A 23,161-nucleotide genomic window follows, 5' to 3' on the forward strand; every position below is an offset into this window, starting at 1 on the left:
ATAAAATCCCGACCTCTTTTCAATACATCATTTATTATTTTTGGGGGTAATAAATGATTAGCGCGCATAATTGAGTGTCTATTACAACGAATGAAAACTTATTCGATATAAGCATATTTATAGATACAAGTAGGACCAAAATTATGATATTGGATACCCTGTACGCCTGGACGAACCAACTGAGCTCGTGCCTGCTGATAAAGCGGAATTAATGCTGCATCTTCCTCTACCAGTACTTTTTCAGCCTTGATTAATGTTTCCCAGCGTTTTTCTAGATCATTCCCATATTTATTCACTACATCATCGATCAGCTGATCATAGGTTTCGCTTGAATAGTTGCTGGTGTTTCCTGTCGTTGAATTTTCAAGAAAAGTCATAGGGTCCTGATAATCTGGTCCCCACATGCTGACAGAAAGTTCATAATCCCCTTTTTTCATCAATTCAATCGCATTGTTTAATGGGACTGTTTTCACTTCAACTTTTAATCCCGGCAAGCTTTCTTCCAGCTGAGCCTGGATAAATTCAGCAACCTTTTTATCTCCATCGCCATCCCTTGAAAGAAGTTCAATCTTCACTTCACCATTTAGCTCTTCTTCTGCTTTCTTCAGATATTCATTTGCTTTTTTCGTATCTGTTACAACTAATTCGCCGGCCTCTTCTCTAAAGTCTTCACCGGTTTCAGGATTAAAGACAAAATCTTTTGGGATGTAGCCATAGATTTCTTTTGAACCATCTGCCAGAATATTTTCAACCAATCCTTTTTTATCAATAGCATAAGCAATAGCTTTGCGTACATTTTCATTAGCGAAAATAGATGGCTCGCCATTTCTTAACTGGTTCATTCTTAAAGAGTATACTTTCGAGCGTTCTATTGCTTGATAATCAGGATTATCATTATTTTGCTTTGCAAAATCTCCAGAAAGTACAGCGACATCTAAATCACCTGATTCATACAAATTAAAAATAGTGTTGGTTTCTTTCAATACTTCAAAATGAATTGTTTCAGACTTCACACTGTCTGCATCATAATAATGTTCATTTTTAACAAGATCCCAAGACATAGAAGATTGATCCCAATTTTCCATAAGGAAAGGTCCATTGGAAAGAATGTTTTCACTCGAAGTTCCATAATCTTTCCCTTTTTCTTCTACAAATTCCTGATTTTGCGGATAAAATGGTGAAAATGCCAGTAAGGAGGTGAAGTAAGGAACAGGCTTTTCCAATTTCACTTCAAGCTCATAATCTCCAACAGCAGTCACGCCCAGCTCATCTGCCTCTTTTTCTTCATTTACAATAGCCGTTCCATTTTCAATAGTTCCATCCATCAGGAAAAAGTAATTTGCCTGATTTTTCGGATCCGCCATTTTCTTCCATGCAAAAACAAAATCATGTGCAGTAACAGGGTCTCCATTAGACCATTTTACATCTTCACGTAATTTAATCTTGTATGTCTTTCCGTCTTCAGAAATTTCTGGCATTTCCTTCGCTACTGCCGGAATCACGCTATCATTTTCATCTAATTGATACAGCCCTTCAAATACATTGGACTGTGCAACGATACTAGGCTCATCCTGAGAAAAAATAGTATCCATTGAACTGATTTCTGAGCTTTCCATTAAATTAAGAACTTTACTGGAAGTTTTCTCTGTCTGTTCTGTCCCTGAATCCTCTGTTGTTTTCCTTCCTCCGGTACTGCAAGCTGTCAGCATCAGTATTGCTGACAAAGCGACTGCTGCCGTTTTTTTTATCCCGATTTTCATACGTTCCACCCTTTCTTTTTACAGAACTTTTTCTGCTGAATCATCCAATTGACTTTTTCTGAATAATTCCTTTTGTTCCCCTTCTCCCCAGATTTCCTTCATTGAAATAAGTTCCTGTTTAACCTCTAAATAAGCATATGGGATTCCCTGATCCCCATATTCCCATTCTCCTCGCTGATTATCGATTGGATCTGCTCTGACATGCAATTTAGCAGGTATAAACTCTTCTTGAATACGATCATTTGCCGGCATCCTGAAAATGTCGAGGTTACCAAAGTAATAATTCCACCGTTCAATATCCCCTGCAGCGTAAGCGCCCCCTCCAAATGAAAGATCTGCAAAAATCCAACCATAAGGCTCCACATAAAACTGTGCCCAGTCATGGCAGCCAGTATAATACTGTGAAACATAGAGACCTGATTGCCATTTAGCAGGAATCCCCGCCATTCGACAAAGAGTAATAAACAGAATCGCCTGAACCCCGCAGTCTCCTTTTAAATTGACTGCTGCATATTCTGAAATATTATCAATCGTAAAATATTCTCTCATAAAGGAATATTTTACATTGGTCGTAATAAAATCATAAATCTTTCTTGCTTGAATAACAGCATTTGTTTCTCCATCAAGCACTTCGTCAAGAATAGACTGAAGATAAGGAGTAAAGCGAATGTGAGGAAGCTGCTCTTCTAAATCAGACATTTCTTCTTTTGCTTTCTCTGCTTTCAATGCATCCAATTCAATATAGTGCACTTCATTAACATACTCATATTCAACAAAGAATTCTTCATTCTCTTTCAGTCTAGTTTCAAAACAAACAGTACGCTGATAGCTGTCTTCCGGTGATGTTGTCACCTTATCTGCTTCAGAATGTTTTAAAATTTTTATTTCTGAAATTTGTTGAGCATTTCTGGGAACAGGTAGATGAACTTTTACCTGCTCGCCAATTCGTTCATGTTCTTTTTTTATTTTGATAGATGAACGAATATGAATCTTTACTTTTCGATGCCCATTTTCTTTCATTAATCGAATATTTTCAGTTAATTCGATTTTTCGGAGTTGATCTGTTTCGCTGTCTTCTTTTTTTATTAACCGCTCAGCATATGCCGGCTGTGTCTTTACCAGATTCAATAGGAAACGTCTTTGAAAATGAGGCTCCCCGCCTATATAAATCCAGTCCACCAGAGATTCTTCCATAAGCTGGTCTAATTCTTTCGATTCAAACTGCTCAAAGGCTTCCCTCATTTGGTGAATTGCTTCGTTAACTGAGAACGGATATTCATTAATTCCGATCATTTTTATGATTTCTTTTTCAATTTCAAGACGTTTTTTTAGCGCAAACGGGATTTTACGTTCCAGCAAATGGTCAATTACTTTTGCTGCTCCCTGAAAATCACCATACTGCTTTATCCGAACGACTTCTTCCGGCAACGGTATACTCAAATAGCTTAAATCCAATGGCATCGTTCAAACACCTTCCTTTATTTTCTTCTTAGTCCTAAACCAGGAACATTATCCAGAACAATTGATGGTGTAGGCTCCAGCGGAACCCCACCCGTAAGCTCTGTCTCGCGTAATGCAAAAGAGGCATCCAGATCTGCTCTAGTAATGTTCTTCTTGCCGGCAGCCAAATGAGCAGCAGCAGTTACACCAATATTACTTTCCTCGATCATACAGCCGATCATACATTCAATTCCAGCTGCTTCACAAATATTTACAATTTTTAACGCTTCATAAATTCCGCCGCATTTCATTAATTTAATATTAACGATATCGACTGCCCTTTTTTCGATAAGCCTTAATGCTTCTACCGCATTAAAGCAGCTTTCATCAGACATTATCGGGACAGGAGAGTGTGTTCTCACATAAGCAAGTCCTTCAATATCATGATATTTCACAGGCTGCTCAATCAATTCTATATTATATTCCGACAGCTTTTCTATCATTTGAAGAGCCTCTTTCGCTCCCCATGCCTGATTTGCATCCAATCTCAGCTTAATCTGATTGCCAACTGCTTCTCGGATCGCTTTTATTCTTTGGATATCTGACGTCATTCCTGTTCCTACTTTTACCTTTAAAACACTAAATCCTTGTGAAACTGCTCTTTTCGCGTTCTTACTCATTATTTCAGGTGAATTTATACCAACTGTCATATCTGTTTCCACAGCAGAGTCATATCCCCCAACCAGTTTATAGACCGGCATGCTTGTTTTTTTTCCAAGCAAATCATAGCAGGCCAGATCAATTGCGGCTTTTGCTGAAGGTGCATGTGCAGCGATTTTATTCATAATCGAATGAACTTTTTCTATATCAGTCGGATCAGTTCCTATCAACTGCTGAGAGAACATTTTTATGCATTCTGTCGTTCCATCCAGTGTTTCCCCTGTGATCAAAATACCGGGAGAACCTTCACCATAACCAATTATCCCTTCATCAGTCTCTATTTCAATCACAGCACTGATAGATTCTGTGACGGTCCCCAAAGAAATCGTTACAGGCTCTTTTAGCTCAACTGCTTTTTTTGTCACCTTTATTTCTGTTATTTTCATCCAAGGCACTCCTTTTATTATCTAATAGTTAAAATTGAACCGTTTTTTGAATTTACAGTTACAATTCTAATCTTTTTTTAACAAAAGTCAATACGAATATTAGAATATTCTGTAAATTCACTCATCATTTTTTTATTTCTTGTCTTTTTGAATGATATTAGAGATAATATTCTTGCGAAGAAATTGAAGTTTAGGAGTGGAAACGACTCATGGAATTTAGAAAGATAAAAGATTTGCGGAAATCAAAAAAGATTACTTTAACTGAACTGGGTGATAAAACCGGCTACTCTGCCAGCTTTCTTTCACAGATTGAACGAGGGGTGAATCGTCCTTCTTTGGAGGCACTGCGAAAAATAGCAGAGGCGCTGGATGTATCTGTTGCCTCCCTAATGGCAAACGAAGCACCAACAGTGAATCAATCGATGGAAAAAATGAAGTATGAATATAGAATTATTCGTAATTCCAGTGAAACTCTTTACTCTCCCTGGCAGTCAAACTCAACGTATTATGATACGCTGTTTAATCTGCCGGTACATACTGAAAATATGGTCATTTCAAAAATTTACATTGATGCCCACTCTTCTTCCAGCGGGCAGATGATTTCTCATAATCTGAGTGAAATTAACCATGTGATAAAAGGAAAGGCGACAATTTTTCTTGAAGGTGAACAGCATCAATTAAATGTGGGAGATACAATTTTTCTGGGTGCATTTACAAAGCATAACATCATGAATGAAACGGAAGATGAGCTGCTTCTCTTTACTTTGCAGTTTTAATGAAGTCTCAAAAAGCTCTTGAAGATTCTCCATTTACAAAATGAGTAAAAAAAGGTATTATATACGATAGCTGATAATAAAGGAGTCGAAAAAACAATGAGCGAAGCAAAAGAATGGTCTGAAGCAGAAATTGAAGAGATCAAAGAAGAAATTTTAACAGCGCTTGAAACAGTGATTGACCCTGAATTAGGTATTGATATTGTAAATTTAGGTTTAATTTATGAGATAGATTTTAATCCAGAAGGCGATACAGTCGTAAAGATGACATTAACAACAATGGGCTGTCCGTTGGCTGATATCTTAACTGAACAGATTCATCAGGCGGTAGCTGACATTCCCGAAGTTAAGAACGTTGAAGTAAAACTTGTGTGGTATCCTGCCTGGACAACAGATAAAATGTCCCGTTATGCACGAATTGCATTGGGGATTAGATAGTTTCTGCTTTTCCAAGAGTTGCTGAGTTTTTCTGCAACTCTTTTTTTGACTTCACAGCAATCAGATATAAAAATAAAGCAGCTTAGTTGATATTCCAACAAGCTATTCCCCAGCTTTTACTTACATGAAATGTCTGTAAACATCAATAGTAAAGTACTTTGAATTTACCTATTTCCCACTAAAACCCCTGTTATATCAGTAGTTATAGAAGCTATTTTCTAAACAAATAAAATACATTTCGAATTACTGTTAGTTCAATAATTTTCTGTATTAGTTTCTAAAGTTTGGGGTAAATTCAAATAAAGTACTTCTTAAGCAACTCCTTGCCTGCTTATTTATAAGTCAACTGGGTATTTGAAAATGTATTAATTTAAAAACCAATAAACGAGGTTGTGACATTAGTATGTCCAGAACCCTTAAAACCAAGCAAACGGTGTTCCAAGACCCCTCCATGCTTCGAGAATCGGAACAATATTCTTCAATTCTTACACGAAGAGCTTTATTCCTGCGCTTACTCGTCGCATGAAGTGTTTTGTCACGACCTCGTTTATTCCCAGCAACTTTTGCTGCACAATAATCATTACGTTTTTTACTCTTTGACAAGAGCTGATTACGCAAAAAACATTTCCAGCTTATTCCCAATTGATTCCCATTAGCTTTGTATTGACCGGCCAATTCTTTAACTAGAGCAACATTGTCGATAAAAAACAATTGAGCTGTTATAATTTTTTTCAGAAATCCAAATTAATCAATAGAATATATTTCTTAATTTTTCATAGGAAACATTCGAACTGTAAAATAGGTATGATTCTCCCTATCAATTAAAACAGACTGAGGAATAATTGGTTGTCTGATTTAGATAACTAGGGACCAACTATTATGCCTAAACCAATAATGGTTGATAAGCCTGCTAACACTGCTAAAGATACCATATACTTTTCTCCCTCCTTCCATCAAGTAACTTAAATATAACATATTATGACTTTAAAATAAAGGGAGCAATTAAAAAAATGAACATAATTGGTAATGATATAATAAACATTAAGATAAATATTTTCTATTTTCAATATTATTGCATACTATAATAAAAGAAGGAAAGTAGGGTTAATATGAAGCTGAACATTGGTGATACGCTAAGATTTTTTAGAACATCTCTGAATCTTATGCAAAAAGAGATGATGCCATCATCCAAAAATCCTTCCACTTATTCCAGAATAGAAAGTGACAGCAGGACTATAAAGATTGATGAGCTTGTGGAAATTCTTGATAATGCAGATATAAACATCTATGAATTTATCTCATATAGTAACTTAGATAAACTTCAGAAAGACTTCAGAGCTGATTATTATGCAGCCTCTGCAGATATAGAAAATCCAGTAAAAAAAAATAAAATATTGGATTATTACAATAAGTTGTCTGCAAGAAAAATGAAAAATGTGCTGGAATTATCAAATTACATATCAATCAAAGTGTACTTTCATCAGTTCTGGCCTGAAATAGAAACAATAACTGAAGAGGACAAACAGCAAGTATTCGCACTACTTTCAAATAAAACCTATTTTCTGCAATATGACTATACATTATTGTCCAATATGATTTATCTGCTTCCGCCAGTTCAGAGAGAAGCACTGATAGAGAAAGCCTATCCTATTAAAGATCAAGATAAGCGCGATCCAATAACATTGAAGTATGCCTATACTGCTATTCCTAACTTGATAACAATATATCTGCATGAGAATAACCTTAAAGCAGCACTCAAATATATAAAGATTGCTGATAATCTCATTAAAAATCAGGATAATATGAAAGCCCAGTTAGAGGTTAATTATCTGAAAAATCTGATCCTTTTCCTTGAAACAGGTGATATAGACTATGCAAATAAGCTGAATAATTATATCAACACATTAAAAGAAATTGGTAATATTGGTCAGGCGGAAAGAACAATACAGGAAATCAAGGATTTCACCTATAAAAAAAGACATCCTGATACCCCGCCTACACATATAAAATAAAAGAGGTTGTGACAAACACTCATGAGTGTTTGTTTCGATCTCACCAATTTCCAAACGGCAGAGCTGCTAAGAATTGAAGGACTTCGTTTTGATCCTCGAAGAATGGAGGGGCCTTCTTCGAATGCTCGAATCATACAAAGACTGGAACACTGTTTATTCGGCTTTAGGGGGCTCAGATATACTTATGTCACAGTCCTCTTTCTTCCATATAACCAAAAAACAATTATTAGGCAGTTTCTCTTCCCTTGTATTCCATAATGCAACATTTTCTTAGTTTTTCTGATTTCAGTAATCTCTAATCAATTTCTCTCTGTCAAAGAAATCCATTTCCAAATAGCTTAAGAATAACAGCAACTGCTGTTCCCTGCCAGATATGCTACGTGTAAAGCAATGTCTGAATAATCGTAAAATCCTCAACTTTTATGGATTTTCATCAATATTTATCAATTGAGATAACTTTGCCTTTCCATCCGCATAGATAACACCCATTATTCTCTCCCCAGAACTATATTTTTGCTCTTAGGGAGCATGAGTAAATGTTTTAACTTCTTCCCTGATATTTTCAGCTTGCTCTAAATAGCCACTATCTTCTAAAACCGCAATAAAGCTGTGTATCTTCTGCAAATAGTTGATGTTCCCTGTTTCAAGATACGCAAGTAAATTCTTAAGGTATTTTACTTCTAAATGGAACTGAAAATTGAAAATTGTTTTTTCTTGTTTGTCACAAGTCTCCAGATACCTCTTTGCATCTTCAAATTCTTTATTATATAAACAGCTGATGACTACATTTGTTAATGCATTACATGAAAAATTCAGCGTGATATAATCTCTTTTCTCATAATATTTAACAGGAAAAGCCCTTTCTACAATCAGCCGTTTTTGTTTCCCAGAAAATTTGAACATGAGATTGGACAGCAAAACATAGTCATATTGAAGAAGTATCTTTCGTTCCATTAAATAATGGAACATTTTGTCAACCTCTTCTTGGTCAACCGCATCAATCTCTTCCCAATGTTCTGAAAATGATAGTTTTATCGAAATTAGATTAGAAGTTTCACGTATATTTCGATAGCCTAAATTGGACAGCTTATTATAATAACTAATAAGACTCTCCTTCTTTTGTTTATGACTCAAATTCTGCACAGCTTCTGAAAGTAGTTTTCGAAATAGCCGCTGCTCTTTATCCAAATGGCTAAAGGTTACGAATTCATGTGCATTTATTGATCCAACATCCAAAATATCCAATAATTCATCTAATTTTAAAGGTCTGGTATCAGTTTCAATTCTGGAATAAACGGAACCATCAGTATATTCTGAAAGCATTTCTTTTTGTTTTAAACCTAAGTGCGTTCTAAAAAAACGCAGTGTTTCTCCAATATTTATTGACATTTTTCAACTCCTCAAAAAATAGAATTATACAACATTCAGAAACACTTGGGATTACCATTTTATTCCAATCTACTAAAATTTATACGCCGATCGTTATCAGTCTTTTTTTCTATCAAATAACACACCCAATTATTCCCTTTTCTCATATCTGTCAGCCTGAAGCCTAAACCATTCAGATAATCTTCCAATCTCTCTTTTTTTGCTATGTCCTTCAAAAAATATTGAATTTTCGAATACTCACAGGCAATCAGAAGAAGCCCGGCAGGAGTAAGTATTCTATGTATTTCTAATAAAGCCTGATCCAGATTTTCCCAGTGAAAATGCGTTTGAAAAGCTGAAACCAAGTCAAATTCTCCACATTGAAATGAAGTCTGTTCAATTGTTTGAATACTAAAATGAATACCTTTTGTATTTAGTTGATCAGCTGCTGCTGCAGCTTCTTCTGAAAGATCAATCCCATAAATCAAACTAGCTGGAAATCTTTTTTTCAGTAACTGACTAGACGCACCGTTTCCGACACCAACGTCCAAAATCCTATCATATGAACTATTTGGAAGAATATTAATCGCCCAATCAGTCATTGGAATATATACACGATTCCAAATACGCATCATCATTCTTCCGACAAAGCCAGTCGGTTTTTTTGATTGGCGAAGAAGGAAACGAAACAAAAAAACTACTACACCTGAAATAAACAATACCCCAACAATCATCATAGTAAATACATCCTTTTCTTTGACTGATAGAAACAAGATGCCGCCTTTATAAAACAGCAGCTCTTTTTATCTGGCGCTAAATTATTGTTGCTTACTCTTTTTTCATTCAAAAATATAAAGGCTTCTCAGGTTTCTGTCAGCTCTGACTAGGGCATGTCTGAAAAGTTAGTGGAATTCAAATTTTTCAGTAATTTTTGTTGAAATCAAGGAAGAAAACACAGGTTATGTAGGTCATAAGTGAGTATTTATGACGGTGAGTTCTATAAAAATCATCAAAATATTTACCTCTTGAGTTTTCAGATGCCTCCTAGTTAGTCATGCTTTTAAAAACTGCTTTAAGCAGAAGAATACCTTGTATAATTGCCTTCAATAGCTGAATCTTGTCAATACTTTTGTGTTGTTTGTTCATTACTATCTTTACCTATAGTTGATATAATTTCATTTTATAATATTTCTATTAATACGAATTATAGATACACGGCTTTAACACAAATTAAATAGAAAGCAGGGGTAAATAATCTTTTCACAAATATGTTAAATGATAATTCTATGTTTTTTATAAGATACGTAAAATAAACTTATTTCCAGTAAAAAAGCAATCTAATTTTTCACTGAATAGTTCAGAACAGAACTGCTTTCATAAGCAAATCCATTCTTTCAATACCGCCTTTAAAAAATTTTATTCATTCCCTTACTCCTAAAACTTTACTCTTCACTATCCAAAAAAAACTGACAGATGTCATTAACATTCCTCCGAGCAGAAGAAACATCATTCATCCATCAGCAGCGGATCAGTTAGTTCTTAAATTTTGCTGAAGTATTTACATAAATTAGCAGAAAGCCTATTGGAACCAAAATCAGCCAGCCAAACAGATCAGCTAATGCAGGCAGCGAGGTGGTTGCAAGGATAACAACAGCAAAATAAAGTAAAAATATACCTAGCGCTTTCCCCAAAGCCTGTCCATTGATACGCTTCCTTTTTTCACTGCTCATCGTATTATAACCGGCAATAAGCATCAGCCATTTTCCTCTTATTAGCTGCATACCTATTACAATAAAAATAAGACTAATAGAAAACTGTAGTGCTAAGTCTGAATTCATCTTTTTCTCACCTTATTTAGGATTTTAATCTTTGCAAAAAATAATCTTTGCCGCTGAATCTCCGTATTTCTATTATATCATCTGTTGCATTCAAAAGTATTTACAAAATAAAGAAAAACAACCACGAGGATAAAAATCATATTCTCTGCAAATGTTTTATCGACTCAAAGCTCTTCAAAATCCATTGATATCACTCTTACTTTAAACAAAAAAATTCTATCTTATTTTTTGATTACTGCTAAACTTCGCAATCCAGTGAAATCAAATCTTCATAGGTTTCTCTGCGAACCACTAGTGTATCTTTGCCATCTTCAACAAATATTACTGCCGGTCGTGGATTACGATTATAATTATTAGCCATTGAATACCCATATGCTCCGGTACTGCTCATTGCAAGCAAATCTCCGGCAACAAGGTCAGGCAGCTCAATCGACTTAATGAGGACATCTCCAGATTCGCAGTATTTCCCAACTAGTGCCACTTCGCTTTTGTTTCCCTCGCTCACCCGATTGGCAAGCGCAGCTGTGTACACTGCATCATACAACGCCGGTCGGATATTATCGCCCATTCCACCGTCAACTGAAACATAATGACGAATATCAGGAATCACTTTCTGTGAACCCACTTTATACAGCGTTGTCCCTGCTTCTGCAACAATATTACGACCAGGCTCAATCCAAATTTCCGGTAAAGGATATTCAAGAATCGCGCAGTGTCCCTTAACAGCTTCTACAATTGCCTGAACAAACTGTTCCGGTTTTAATGGTGTATCACTTTCTACATATTTAACACCAAAACCTCCGCCCATATTAAGGATATCCGCAATATAGCCATAATTTTCCTTATATTTTTGCAAAATCGCCATCATTTTCTCAACTGCAATAATAAATCCTTCAGAGGAAAATATCTGGGAACCTATATGACAATGAATTCCTTTTACATCCAAGCCTTCAATCTCAAGTGCTGTTGCCAAGGCTTTTTCAGCTTGTCCGCTGTTTACGTCAAATCCAAATTTAGAATCCACCTGTCCTGTAAGAATAAATTCATGTGTTTCTGCATTGACTCCAGGAGTGATTCGAAGCATCACTGCTTGCTTAACCCCTTTCGAAGCCGTCAGTTCTTTCAATAATTCCAGCTCATAAAAATTATCTATGATAATCATACCTATTTTGCTGTCCAAGGCAAATTCAAGTTCTTCTTTTGTTTTATTATTACCATGAAATTCAATATTATCAGGATTCATGCCGCCTTTTAAAGCAGTATACAGTTCTCCGCCTGAAACAACATCACACCCTAGATTTTCTTCTTCCAGCAGCTTGTACACAGCTAGACAGCTGAATGCTTTGCTTGCATATACGACTTTATTTTTGACGCCCATTTCATCCAATGTTTTTTTGAACCCTCTGGCTTTTTCCCGAATTTGTGCAACATCATAAATAAATAAAGGGGTGCCATATTTTTCAGCCAGCTCTGTTGTATCACACCCGCCAATCGCTAAATGATTCTTTTCATTATACTCTGCAGTACCAAATAATAACGACATTCTTTCACCTACTTCATTTTAGTTACTAAAAATGATAGCATAAAAATGGGGAAGTTCCTATCAGTTTCTCATTTAAAATAATCCAAGACTTAATTATCATATCAAAACTTTCTGGTAATAGAGCGAAACGCATAGCCTTTGCATCTGCCATAGATTTTGGAGGCAGCCAATCGTATATAGCCTGTACCCAGCAGCTTAGGTATTTTTTCTGCTGAAAAACAGATTGGGGTGAATAGCAAAAATAAGTATTTGTGATACCAATTGAATAACTGCTGGAGCTAAGATAAAAGTCTGAGCATAGCCAATTGAAGCTATTAAGTGAATTTTAACAAAATCAATGGATTGTCGAAGCATTAGTAAGAAAGCGTATAAGTTCTATATATTATTATTTCAATATTATGCTAATTAATATCTACACCAAATCTCAAGTAACGATCTCCCTAAGATCGATACATTATTTAAAGTTCGCTTTTTATTGATAGCTTCCTCTAAACTTATAGGTCCTTGTTGAATACTAAATATACCTAAAGTCAACTCTTCTAAAGCACCAATTTCAGGTGTGCGACTGCCGCAGATAGCAATCACAGGAAGTCCGATTTTTTTAGCAGCTTGTGCAACTCCCAGCGGAACTTTCCCTCCTCCAGTTTGACCATCAATTTTACCTTCACCAGTAATAACCAAATCAGCATCCAAAATAGTCTTTTCAAAACCAATTAATTGGCTGATCGTTGCAAAGCCTGGAACAAGCTCAGCTCCTAAAAGTGCCAACGCACCTCCCAATCCGCCTGCTGCACCCGCACCCGATAAAATGCTCAAATCGATACTCGATTTTTGCTTAAATAAAACTGAAAGGTCATGAGCTTTTTTATCAAACTCATCTAGAGTATTCATATCGCCGCCTTTTTGAGGTCCAAAAACTCTTGAAAAGCCTCGCTCACCACAATAAGGATTGTCTACATCAACTAACGTAGAAATTTTAATATTTTTTACTTTTGAGAGCGCAGGAGTTAAATTAACCTCTTTCGCCGTAATCAAAGGATTGCTTCCCCATTCGAAGTTCATCTCAGCACCTAGGCCTGCCAATAAGCCTAAACCCCCATCAGAAGTACCACTTCCACCCAAAGTCACATAAATATGTTTAATTCCTTTATCAATCAAAATAGACAGCAGCTTTCCTAGCCCATACGTAGAGCTTTGTCGAAGAGTTTCATTATTTTGTGAGACAAGATGAATTCCAATAACTTCTGCAGATTCTACCACTGCCGTAGGAACACCGTCTATATCTACAACCAAGAAATTGATTTTTCTAAGTTTACCTAAAGGGTCCTGAACTTTCGCTTGATGGTAGATTCCTCCGAGAGAACTATGTATAGCCTCCATAGTCCCCTCTCCGCCATCTGCGATAGGAAAATTGACCTTTTCAATAGTAGTATTCGTGATATTTTTAAAAAATGCAGTATTTAGTTCTTTTGAACTTGCACTCCCTTTAAAAGAATCAATTGCAGCAACAATTTTCATTTACTTCTCTTCCTTTAACCAAGCACAGCCATATGGTGGCAATAAAAAGCCTCCGTTTACCTCAGTACCTGTAATCAGATTTTTCCCCTTAACACCTTCGACCATGACTTCATGGTTACTTAAATTTGTTAAACAAGTAATGTCAGAAGTTTTACCAATTCGTTTTAGACAAAAAACCTGTTTACTTATATCCAAAACTTCTTGAGGATTATACGGATTAAATGCTTCTTCATCAGCTCTGATTCTAATGAGTTTTGTAATCCCCTCATAAATAGCTTTGCGATAAGCATCTTCTTTCAATTCTGCGAATAAAACATTTTTTTGTAACTTTTCACGATTAATTCGTCGATTAATACCCGATTTTTCCAATCCTTCCAGATCATTCTTTGAACCAAATATTGAATGGGAATAAATAGCAGGTACACCCACAACGGAAAGTAAAATATGATGTGCGGCAATCATTTTTTGAGGTGTCATTTCAGGTTCCGTTTCATCAGACAAAGCAGAACTATAATTAATATTCATCTCGTAAACAGACTGGGTACCATCAGCATTGCTCTTATAAGATACTTTTCCCTTGTTTTGCAACACTCGATTCACTAATTTTTGTCTTTCTTCATCGCTCAGAATTCCTTCAGTTGGACGCAGCCCTATACCATCATGCGAAGCAAGAAAATTAAAATATGTCGCAGTTTCAGATACTTTATCAATAGTTTTAGCCCATTCTGATAATTTGATAGAATTTCTATTTATAAAGCTATGAAGAACTAGTGGCGGTAAAGGGAATTGATACACTTGATTCGCTTCATTCTCAGTGTCTCCAAAATAACTAATATTATCCTTATGGGGTACATTCGTTTCCGTAATGATTTGAGTATTTGGTGTTAATTTTGATAGTAAGTAATTCCATAATTGGACAATCGTATGTGTCTGTGGTAAATGCATACAAACCGTTCCACTTTCTTTCCACAAAAAACCTATTGCATCCAGGCGAATTGAAGCTGCACCCTTTTGAGCATAATTCAGCAGAACTTTGGTCAGACGCACCAACATGATTGGGTCTTTTACATTAACATCGACTTGATCTTCACTAAAAGTTGTCCATGCAGAAACCAGCTCACCTTGAGTATTCTTATATTCATGAAACAGAGGTGATGTTCTAGGACGCACCACTTTTGTGGTATCGAAATCTGATTGGCAGGCTACAAAAGCTTCATCAAAACCTGGCTTACGGTTAAGATAATTTTTAAACCACAGACTATCCTTTGACATGTGATTCGCTACAAAATCAAACATCAATCGCTTATTTTTTGCTAATTCCTCTATATCCGTCCAATCGCCTAAATCAGGATTAATTTGATCATAATCCACTACTGAAAACCCATCATCGGAAGTAAAAGGAAACATAGGCAGCAGGTGTACATCTGTAATAGTATCAGACAACGTTCTATCAATGACCTCTTTCAAGACCTGTAATGGTTTTTGATTTTCCGATAAAAATGAGTCTCCATATGTGATTAAATATACACTACGTTCAGATAGCGGCTCTCGTTCAACAAAGCTGCTAGTCGAAAATCCTTCTAACATTTTCCGGAATTCTTCTTCGGCAATTGCCAGTTTATTACCAGAATAAAGCTTTGATAAATAGCTTTGAATTTTATTCATATCAATCATCCTTATTTCTCTCCTTAATTAACGGATCTACAATAACTGAGGCAAAATCTTTTGCTCTTAATTCTTTGAATGTCCTATTCACTACTTTTTCTGCCAACGTTACCAACTGAACATTTTCTAAAGATTCATCGATTTTTACTAACTTCTCTTGTGGATTAAATACACGCAGAATGACCTTTTGAGAATCTTCAGCTCTTTTGAACGCTGATACAAAAACATCTTTTTGGACTGTCAGTAAGTTTTTCGTTGCAGGTAAGTTGCAAAAACCACTTGGTTGCGGCAATTCAAAGCGATCTATTCGTTCTTCAAAACTATTTAAATCTTGTATTTGGTAACTCAATTGACTATCCGTAAAAAGTTCAAATGCACGGTAAACATCCAACACATCTAGTTTAGCTTCTTTCCAACGATACCCATATGCAAAATTAAGTTCTCCCAACATTTGTGCTTCTGGAGTCTCCACTATTTTATTATTAATACCAGAAGCTCTACCTGGTCTCCAAGATAGATCATCTCTTCCTAAAAGCCCTACTGAACGGTACAATGTTAATGCAAAAAATGATTTGGTTGCTTCGTACTCTTTCAATCCTTTAGTCAGCAGCATAACATTTCCATCTTTTTCATTTACAGCAGCCAATCGTTCCAGAGGAAATATAGGCTGTGGAGCTTCAGCAAAGCCTTCTTCTCTCCATGTTTTCAAATGTGGATTGACAATGGACCGCTTTTGTAATGAAAACCCTTGATCTCCATAACTAAAACCATCTGCATTTTCACCTTCAAATAAAACTCGTACTCTATGATCTTTAACCTCATTTAAAATATGATGTTTAATCAGAATCGTATCAGAATTCCGCTGTAAATCAATCGTTGTCTCAATTACAAGGTCGTCCGTCAGCTCCTGAAAATATTCAAGTGAAGCAGCAACTTTTATCGAAGTAGTTAACGTCATTCGTGACAACTCCGTAGAGGTTTCAATCCCCAATAAACAAAAAGAATCATTATACATTGGCAAAGCATTCATCACAGGTGAATAATCATAAGAATCGCCTCCATCAATTGTGTTCTCAAACTTGATCCAATTTGATTTTATTTGCCCATCACTTTTTCGCTGTAATTGAATTTTGCCATCTATCAAATGAATCTTATAAAATTTATTTTCAATTTCTTCTGTTTCAGAAACACTTAGAAGGTCTACTGCCAAACTTTCAGTTACAAAAAATTGCTGATAACCAAAACCGCTGAATTCAACTTCAATCGCCAGCTCACTACGATAATATCCCGGCAACTCAATTTCTTGCTCTCCCTCAGCAGTCACTTTGATTTGTTTTCCACCGGAAAGGTATGTTTGATTTATAATAGTTTGGGGTAATTGATCACCTGTAATCTTTTTTAAAACAACATTTTGAAAACGTGTAAAGACCACAACATTAATGGTTTTTGTTACCTCTTTGGGCAGTAAATTGAATACGACCAGTCCGTTTTCCTCTGGATTTATTGCTCTCGCTATCTGTTTTTTCAAAATAGTAATATAATCATCCGCAATACGTTCGGCCTTTAGTAATCGATTAATAATATTTCTATTAGTCTCATCAGAGTTACAACCTCCGATAGAATCATGTGCATGTGCATCAAACAGTAGCTTTAGCGCAGTATTAATCCAAGCTTGAGGATATCTCCCGCCTAGTGTTTGGTGGAGAACTCCCAGAGGCTCCAACTGTTGATAGATATTTTCTTCTACACGACTATTCAATAGTTTGATATCCACTCGCTGAGAACGAATCGTGCTGTGAATTCTTGATTTCTGGCTTGCAATAAGTTCCCCTTCTACTTTATTATTACTAGCATTCTTAACAGCTGACATAAAACTTTCATAATCCGATAAGATAAATTCATATGGCAAGTCCATTTTATTCAAATCAGCTACTACTTCTGGAAAATGAGTTCGCACTAAAACTTGATCACCGCCAGCTGGTAATAAAAGGGGATTTTCTGGATTCGTTTTTTCAGACAATCTATCTAGAATCGGCAATAAGGTTTCTTGCACATAGCTTTCATCAGTTGATAAAAACTTTCCTGGCCCATATCCATAAAAGAGATTATTCGTCAAAATACTGTCACCATTTGGTGCAACCCAATCAAAAGTAAGATCTTCTGCTAATTGATCATTATATACTCCTCGTTGTAAGATACTCGATTTTAGTTCAAAACCGTTAAAAATTGCTGGCAGATAGGCGTTCTGCCCAAAAATATCCGGCAGATAACCTACTGACATAGATTTTCCATAACTTTCAGCTCCACGTTGTCCTAACAGAAGATTTCTGATTATCGATTCGGTCTGAATCAATAAAGTATCACACTGTGTATACCACGGTCCTATGTGAATACGATTATTGCTGATTAATTCTTTCAATTTATCATTCTTCTCAGGAACATATTTATTAAATTCTTCTGCTAATGAATATTGTCCATCAAAGCTATAAGTTGGGAATTCTGGATTATTTTCTAGGTATTCCATTAAAAAATCAAGATTCTCACACAGTAAAGTATTCGAATCTTCAATAGAAAAATACCATTCTCTATCCCAATGGCTATGAGGGACAACATAAACTTTCTTTTTCATAACAACTCACCTTATCTGATTTATAAAACAGGCATGGGAGTGGGACAGAAATAAAGTTCCAAACTCTCTTCGTATCTATCCCCGAATAAACAACGGGACAAAAGGAGCCCCTTCGGAATTAAGCCGAACGATCGGAGCTCCAGATCCTTCACCAAGTAGGTAACAGGACTTCATCTACTCTGTTGAAGCAAACCTGGTGAAGCCAGCCAACTCTAGTAGGTTTTATACATAGAAGTTGATGTGATCGAAGTACAGCGGAATGTATCAATTCTCAGCTATTCATTTTATGAATAGTGTTCCTTGACAATTTTCGGATATTCTTTCTTAATTCTCGGAGCTGATCACTTTTGTCCCGACCTCCATACCTACAATTTAAAAAATTATTTTTTTGCTTCTTTTCTTTTAATCAAGTAATTGCGGACAAAGATATTTGCAAAAGCAATAAACAATGTTCCAACAACTAAACCAACCAAGTATGCTGGTAGATTTTCAACCAACGGCCACCCCCAAATTGCTGGCAACGGCAGCCATTGAACTGCTCCCATCGCAACAGCTGTACAAGAGCCTAAAATTGCACCAATGATATTGATAGGAATAGTAATTAGTGGATTTCGTAACATAAATGGAATAGCTCCTTCAGAGATTGCCAAGAATCCTAATAAGAATGATGTTCCCCCAACAACACGAAGATCATCTGGATAAACACGACGTCCAACTACATACTTATCGATCATGGTTGATAAGCCAAGTCCTAATGGTGGAATCACAATTGCCAAAACACGTGGTGTTAGCGGGAAAATCTTATCTGCAGATAAACCAATTGCTATAGCGCCAGCTGCTTTATTAACTGGTCCACCCAGGTCGAAGGCAGTTGCTGCCGCAATAACTGCTGATAACCCAAGCTTCCCGGAACCGCTCATACTAGTAATAGCATCAGCTATCATTTTATTAAGCCCGCCAAATACCGGATCAACAATAAATAAATTCAGTATAAAAATTGCTAATACAGAAATTCCCGGAACCAAGAACATTGGCTTCATAGCATTTAAGTTCTTACTTAACTTGATTTTTTCATTTAAGAAGCGGGAAATATATCCAGCTGCAATACCTAAAACCAACGCTCCTAAGAACCCGCTGGGAATACCACCCTCAATACCCCAAAAAGTATAGTGAAGACCCGCTGCAAATAACCCCCCAGCAAAACCTGATACTAAACCAACACGATCAGAAATCGAGTACGCGGCAAACATTGCAAAAACTGGGTAGATAAATTTGAATAACATATTACCAAAGCTATCTAAATAATGTAGAAACTGAACAACGCCCCCAGCTGAATTGTACTCAGCAGCTCCGATGACTCCAGGGTCCATACCAAGCACTAAAATCCATACTAGTTTAGCAATACCTAACATTAATCCGGCAGCGACCAATAAAGGAATCATATAAGAAATACCTGTCATGACAGAGGCCATCAATTCAGATTTCAACCCTTTTTTAGCTGATCCTGTCTGGGAATTATCATCTGATTCATTCACCACACCCTGAGGCTGTGCCAAAACTTTTTCAATGACAGCTTTTCCATTCTTCAATGGTTCTGCGACTTTAACTTCAACAAAGGGCTTTCCATTAAATCGTCCTTTATCTTTTACTTTTGTATCTACAGCAAAAATTACTCCATCCGCATTTGCAACATCAACTGCAGTGATTTTATCTTCTAAACCGTTAGCTCCTTGTTTCTCAACTTTAATTTTTACACCCAATTCCTTGGCAGCCTTTTCTAATGCCTCAGCTGCCATATAGGTATGGGCAATACCAGTTGCACAAGCAGTCACTCCAACGATATATTTATCAGATGATTTAATTTGCCTATTCTCATCCTTTACTTGTTCCTCCACAATACCGGATTCTAAAACTTTAAATAATTCATCTCTAGTATGCACAGCTTTTACTTTATCCAAAAATTTTTGATCCATTAAACGAATGCTTAATTCTGATAATAATTTTAAATGAGTGCTGCCAGCTTCTGCTTCCGGAATGGCTAATAAGAATACAGCTTCAACTTGATTAGATTGACTGATTGACGGCCAGTCTTCCTTTTTCAAAGGCTCTTTTAGAGTTATTACAGCAAATCCAGCTTTTTTTACTGCTGAACTTTTACTATGAGGAATTGCTAACCCATTTTCAAGACCAGTATTTGAATGATTCTCACGTTCCAACACAGCCTGTAAAAATGCTTTTTGATCATTTAAATATCCGGCATGATACAACATCTTGCTCATGTATTCCAAGATGGAACCTCTGGAAGTCAAATCGACTTTTGTTTGGATCAAGTCTAACTCTGTCATTTTAATGATATCCATTTTTATTTCTCCTTTTCAAAAAAATTAATTTGTTTACAGCTACAATATAACAAATTCTTGTAACCCGTTTCAGTCAATTCTTGGATATTTATCCAGCAACTGATATAATAAGTAAAACTAACATAAAGGCGATGACTATGGGTATTCTTATTGAAAATTATGGAAACATCATTAATGAAATGAGTGAATCAGAAAAAAATGTGTTTTATGATTTGGACAATTCTCCAGAATTGGTCAATACACTGAATCTAACAGACTTGGCAAACGTACTAGCAACCTCAAACTCTACAATTATTCGGTTGGCACAACGACTTGGATTCAAAGGTTATTCTCAATTCAAATATGAATTGGCAAGATTAATAAAAGAAACAACCTATATTAATGAAAAAGATCTCTTATCACAATATCAGAGCTTCTTCCAAGATTCTCTAAGTGCCCTAACCTTGAACTCCTTGGAATTTTTTGCTGAGCAAATTCATATTGCTGCAAATTTATTTATTGTTGGTGTCGGGCTAACCAAACCCATAGCAGAATATACAAGTAAACGTCTCTATCAAATTAATAAAGCCTCAATGTATATCTATGAATCCCACATGCTGGATCTATTACCCCAGTTGATTAAATCAAATGATTTAGCAATCTTTATCAGTATGAGCGGAGAAACAAATAGTTTGCTAACCTCTGCTCAAAAGGTTAAACAAACTAACGGAAAAATTCTTTCTATTACCAATTCCAGAGCCAATTCTTTAAATAATATTACTATGCATAGTATTACCACTGGAATTCCGACAAATGTTTATCACAATTATGATATAACTTCACGTGCTTTTTTGATGGTAAATATTGATTTGATTTTAGAAATATATTTAAAACGTTACGTTAGATAAGCTGATTCTTGCAGTTTGATTCCGGAGCTGCGGATGCTTTTCTGAACCATTTACGTAATGCACCAACAGACAGATACTCCAATTCTCAAAGAGCGGCTGCAGAGGAGCAATCATATTTCAAAAATAGCTGAATAGCTTTCATATATTCTTTGTAAACATGCGGATATTCTTTCTAAGTTCATTTTTAATCCAGGATCATATCCGCACTCCTGCCCTTTCATTATAGGATAGCTTCGTGCTCACCATATGTCTGAAGTCGTACAAGTGCTTGCTCCTGCGATTTTCTAAAGGTTCTATAATATTTTGTGTTGGTGGAAAATTTGCCAACACTATTTTTGAGTGTTCAAACACAAAAAAGGAACAACAAACTGATAAACTGAAATCGTCTAAAACTACAAATCAATCGTCGACTAAAACGATAGTGGAAATTGCTTTTAAAGGATTCAGCCGAACTAGATAGTCAGCGCCATCCTTATCATCCGTTAGTTAAACGTCCATTGACTCAAACAGATAGCATCGATAAACTGCTTAGTTATGATCCCCTGTTGCGCTTAGCTTACGATACGATTCAATTCTTAAAATATACCTTCGCTCATCGAGAGACCAAGCGCTTTTTTGAAGAATTGGATACCTTAGATGCCAGATTACCTTTCTGGTTCAAAAAGAAACTGACCTTCTTTAAGAAATACAAACAAGGAATCACGAATGATTTTCTGTCATCCTTTTTCAAACGGACTTACAGAAGATCTAGACAACAAAATCAAGACGCTTACCTTTGTTCCACCAACACATTTTGACATAGAACTTTTTTATTCAGAAATAGAAAAGTCTAGCGAGCTTTTTCCTCACTAGACTCTGATTTCTTTTTCAGTTTTTTGGCTCACCAACACTATTTTATGCGAAAGTTTATCAATAGGTTTCATTATTCAGGCTGAACGAATAGTATGAGTTCATAAACGTTTGACATAGAACCTAAATAATAAGCTATGATCCTTTTTGGTTCTGTTTCAAACTTCTAAAGCGAATAAATTTTTCTTATGTTGATCCTAATTTTAAACTGGTATTCTCAAAAAGCGATTGATTTCTATGCAGACTGAAAAATCAAAGAGATTTCCCTCTTTTCGTAACCAAATATCTAGTGTCAATTCATCTGTATCGGTTGCTCAATAGCTGAAGTTATAATGAAGATAATAGTTAATTCCATTTTTTTAATAAACGTCTGATTTTAAAAAAATTGGATATGAATACGTATAAGCAACATATAATAATCATGCTTATTACTAAAGGCAACGGAATATGAAAAGATTGAATAACTGTTTGTAAATCAGATATGTCAAAAAAATCAGCTATGAATTGTTTTGCTACTTTAAAAGAGATACCAGCTGATACAGGCAATAAAATGAGTAAATAGTAAATTGGCTGGATAGCATATTCAATAATTATTCGCTTCTGAGTATCTCCCAATAATTTCATAATTTTTAGATCATTTTCATTTTCTACTACTGATAAAAAGAATGATCTACTGACATACATTAACAATATAGTGTACATAGATAGACCACTTGTAGCAGTTAACCCCATGTAAATTTTTAAGGGGTATATCACAATATTGTTTTTATTAACAATCATTTGCATTATCCATTGTAAAAAAAATAGAGAAAGAAATATTGTTGAAAATGAGAAAACACTCAATATTATAATGATTATTAGCGTCCAAAATTGTCCCCTAATCCTAATTGAATTTTTAAAAGAGTTATTCAATGTGTAAATTATACTGTACATACTTTTGTATCCTTTCATAAAAAGCTTGATTAGAGAGTCAGA

16 protein-coding genes are annotated in these 23,161 nt (G+C 35.6%); 4 read left to right on the forward strand and 12 right to left on the reverse strand.

The features are described 5' to 3' along the window. Nucleotides 1–98 precede the first annotated feature (98 nt). Genes LI954_RS13420 through LI954_RS13430 form a run of 3 tightly spaced genes read right to left on the reverse strand, consistent with a single transcriptional unit; the run spans nucleotide 99 to nucleotide 4,306 of the window. Nucleotides 99–1,760 (reverse strand): peptide ABC transporter substrate-binding protein, encoded by a 1,662-nt coding sequence (locus LI954_RS13420; protein ID WP_202067478.1) that lies wholly within the window; start codon nucleotides 1,758–1,760, stop codon nucleotides 99–101. Between the two features lie 18 nt (nucleotides 1,761–1,778). Next, on the reverse strand, nucleotides 1,779–3,221 hold the full coding sequence (locus LI954_RS13425; protein ID WP_229444715.1) for a transglutaminase-like domain-containing protein: 1,443 nt from the start codon (nucleotides 3,219–3,221) through the stop codon (nucleotides 1,779–1,781). Between the two features lie 17 nt (nucleotides 3,222–3,238). Continuing rightward, nucleotides 3,239–4,306: a dipeptide epimerase gene (locus LI954_RS13430; RefSeq protein WP_229444716.1), complete on the reverse strand. Its 1,068-nt coding sequence runs from the start codon at nucleotides 4,304–4,306 to the stop codon at nucleotides 3,239–3,241. 209 nt (nucleotides 4,307–4,515) lie between these two features. On the opposite strand from LI954_RS13430, the gene LI954_RS13435 reads away from it, so the two are divergent. From LI954_RS13435 to LI954_RS13445, 3 genes are all read left to right on the forward strand, one after another. After that, nucleotides 4,516–5,082 (forward strand): XRE family transcriptional regulator, encoded by a 567-nt coding sequence (locus tag LI954_RS13435; RefSeq protein ID WP_202067475.1) that lies wholly within the window; start codon nucleotides 4,516–4,518, stop codon nucleotides 5,080–5,082. A 96-nt stretch (nucleotides 5,083–5,178) separates the two neighbouring features. Continuing rightward, on the forward strand, nucleotides 5,179–5,517 hold the full coding sequence (locus tag LI954_RS13440) for a metal-sulfur cluster assembly factor (protein WP_229444717.1): 339 nt from the start codon (nucleotides 5,179–5,181) through the stop codon (nucleotides 5,515–5,517). 1,109 nt (nucleotides 5,518–6,626) lie between these two features. Continuing rightward, nucleotides 6,627–7,529, forward strand: a complete 903-nt coding sequence (locus tag LI954_RS13445; RefSeq protein WP_202067473.1) for a helix-turn-helix domain-containing protein — start codon at nucleotides 6,627–6,629, stop codon at nucleotides 7,527–7,529. A gap of 519 nt (nucleotides 7,530–8,048) precedes the next feature. On the opposite strand, the gene LI954_RS13450 is transcribed toward LI954_RS13445, so the two are convergent. From LI954_RS13450 to LI954_RS13485, 8 genes are all read right to left on the reverse strand, one after another. Continuing rightward, nucleotides 8,049–8,918 (reverse strand): helix-turn-helix domain-containing protein, encoded by an 870-nt coding sequence (locus LI954_RS13450; RefSeq protein ID WP_229444718.1) that lies wholly within the window; start codon nucleotides 8,916–8,918, stop codon nucleotides 8,049–8,051. 59 nt (nucleotides 8,919–8,977) lie between these two features. After that, on the reverse strand, nucleotides 8,978–9,634 hold the full coding sequence (locus LI954_RS13455) for a class I SAM-dependent methyltransferase (protein ID WP_229444719.1): 657 nt from the start codon (nucleotides 9,632–9,634) through the stop codon (nucleotides 8,978–8,980). A gap of 795 nt (nucleotides 9,635–10,429) precedes the next feature. Beyond that, entirely contained in the window at nucleotides 10,430–10,735 is a 306-nt protein-coding gene (locus LI954_RS13460) for a DUF3784 domain-containing protein (protein ID WP_229444720.1), read from the reverse strand. A 238-nt stretch (nucleotides 10,736–10,973) separates the two neighbouring features. Then, on the reverse strand, nucleotides 10,974–12,278 hold the full coding sequence (gene lysA / locus LI954_RS13465; RefSeq protein WP_229444721.1) for a diaminopimelate decarboxylase: 1,305 nt from the start codon (nucleotides 12,276–12,278) through the stop codon (nucleotides 10,974–10,976). A 405-nt stretch (nucleotides 12,279–12,683) separates the two neighbouring features. Beyond that, nucleotides 12,684–13,796 carry a glycerate kinase gene (locus LI954_RS13470; RefSeq protein ID WP_202067469.1) on the reverse strand — a complete coding sequence of 371 codons (1,113 nt, stop codon included), beginning with the start codon at nucleotides 13,794–13,796 and terminating at the stop codon, nucleotides 12,684–12,686. Next, nucleotides 13,797–15,470, reverse strand: coding sequence for a sugar phosphorylase (locus tag LI954_RS13475; protein WP_229444722.1), 1,674 nt, complete (start codon nucleotides 15,468–15,470; stop codon nucleotides 13,797–13,799). Then, nucleotides 15,463–18,090, reverse strand: a complete 2,628-nt coding sequence (locus LI954_RS13480) for a glycoside hydrolase family 38 C-terminal domain-containing protein (RefSeq protein ID WP_229444723.1) — start codon at nucleotides 18,088–18,090, stop codon at nucleotides 15,463–15,465. The genes LI954_RS13475 and LI954_RS13480 overlap by 8 nt, the downstream gene beginning before the upstream one ends. Nucleotides 18,091–18,470: 380 nt before the next feature. Then, complete coding sequence (locus LI954_RS13485) at nucleotides 18,471–20,450, reverse strand: fructose PTS transporter subunit IIA (protein ID WP_229444724.1); 1,980 nt, start codon at nucleotides 20,448–20,450, stop codon at nucleotides 18,471–18,473. A 137-nt stretch (nucleotides 20,451–20,587) separates the two neighbouring features. Between LI954_RS13485 and LI954_RS13490 the strand changes: the two genes are divergently transcribed. Then, entirely contained in the window at nucleotides 20,588–21,337 is a 750-nt protein-coding gene (locus LI954_RS13490) for a MurR/RpiR family transcriptional regulator (RefSeq protein WP_202067466.1), read from the forward strand. A gap of 1,194 nt (nucleotides 21,338–22,531) precedes the next feature. Here the strand turns inward: LI954_RS13490 and LI954_RS13495 are convergent. After that, nucleotides 22,532–22,966, reverse strand: coding sequence for a hypothetical protein (locus tag LI954_RS13495; protein WP_229444725.1), 435 nt, complete (start codon nucleotides 22,964–22,966; stop codon nucleotides 22,532–22,534). Nucleotides 22,967–23,161 lie beyond the last annotated feature (195 nt).

Origin of the sequence: Enterococcus sp. CWB-B31 (assembly GCF_020567645.1) — a bacterium.
In the GTDB taxonomy this organism is placed as follows: domain Bacteria; phylum Bacillota; class Bacilli; order Lactobacillales; family Enterococcaceae; genus Enterococcus_L.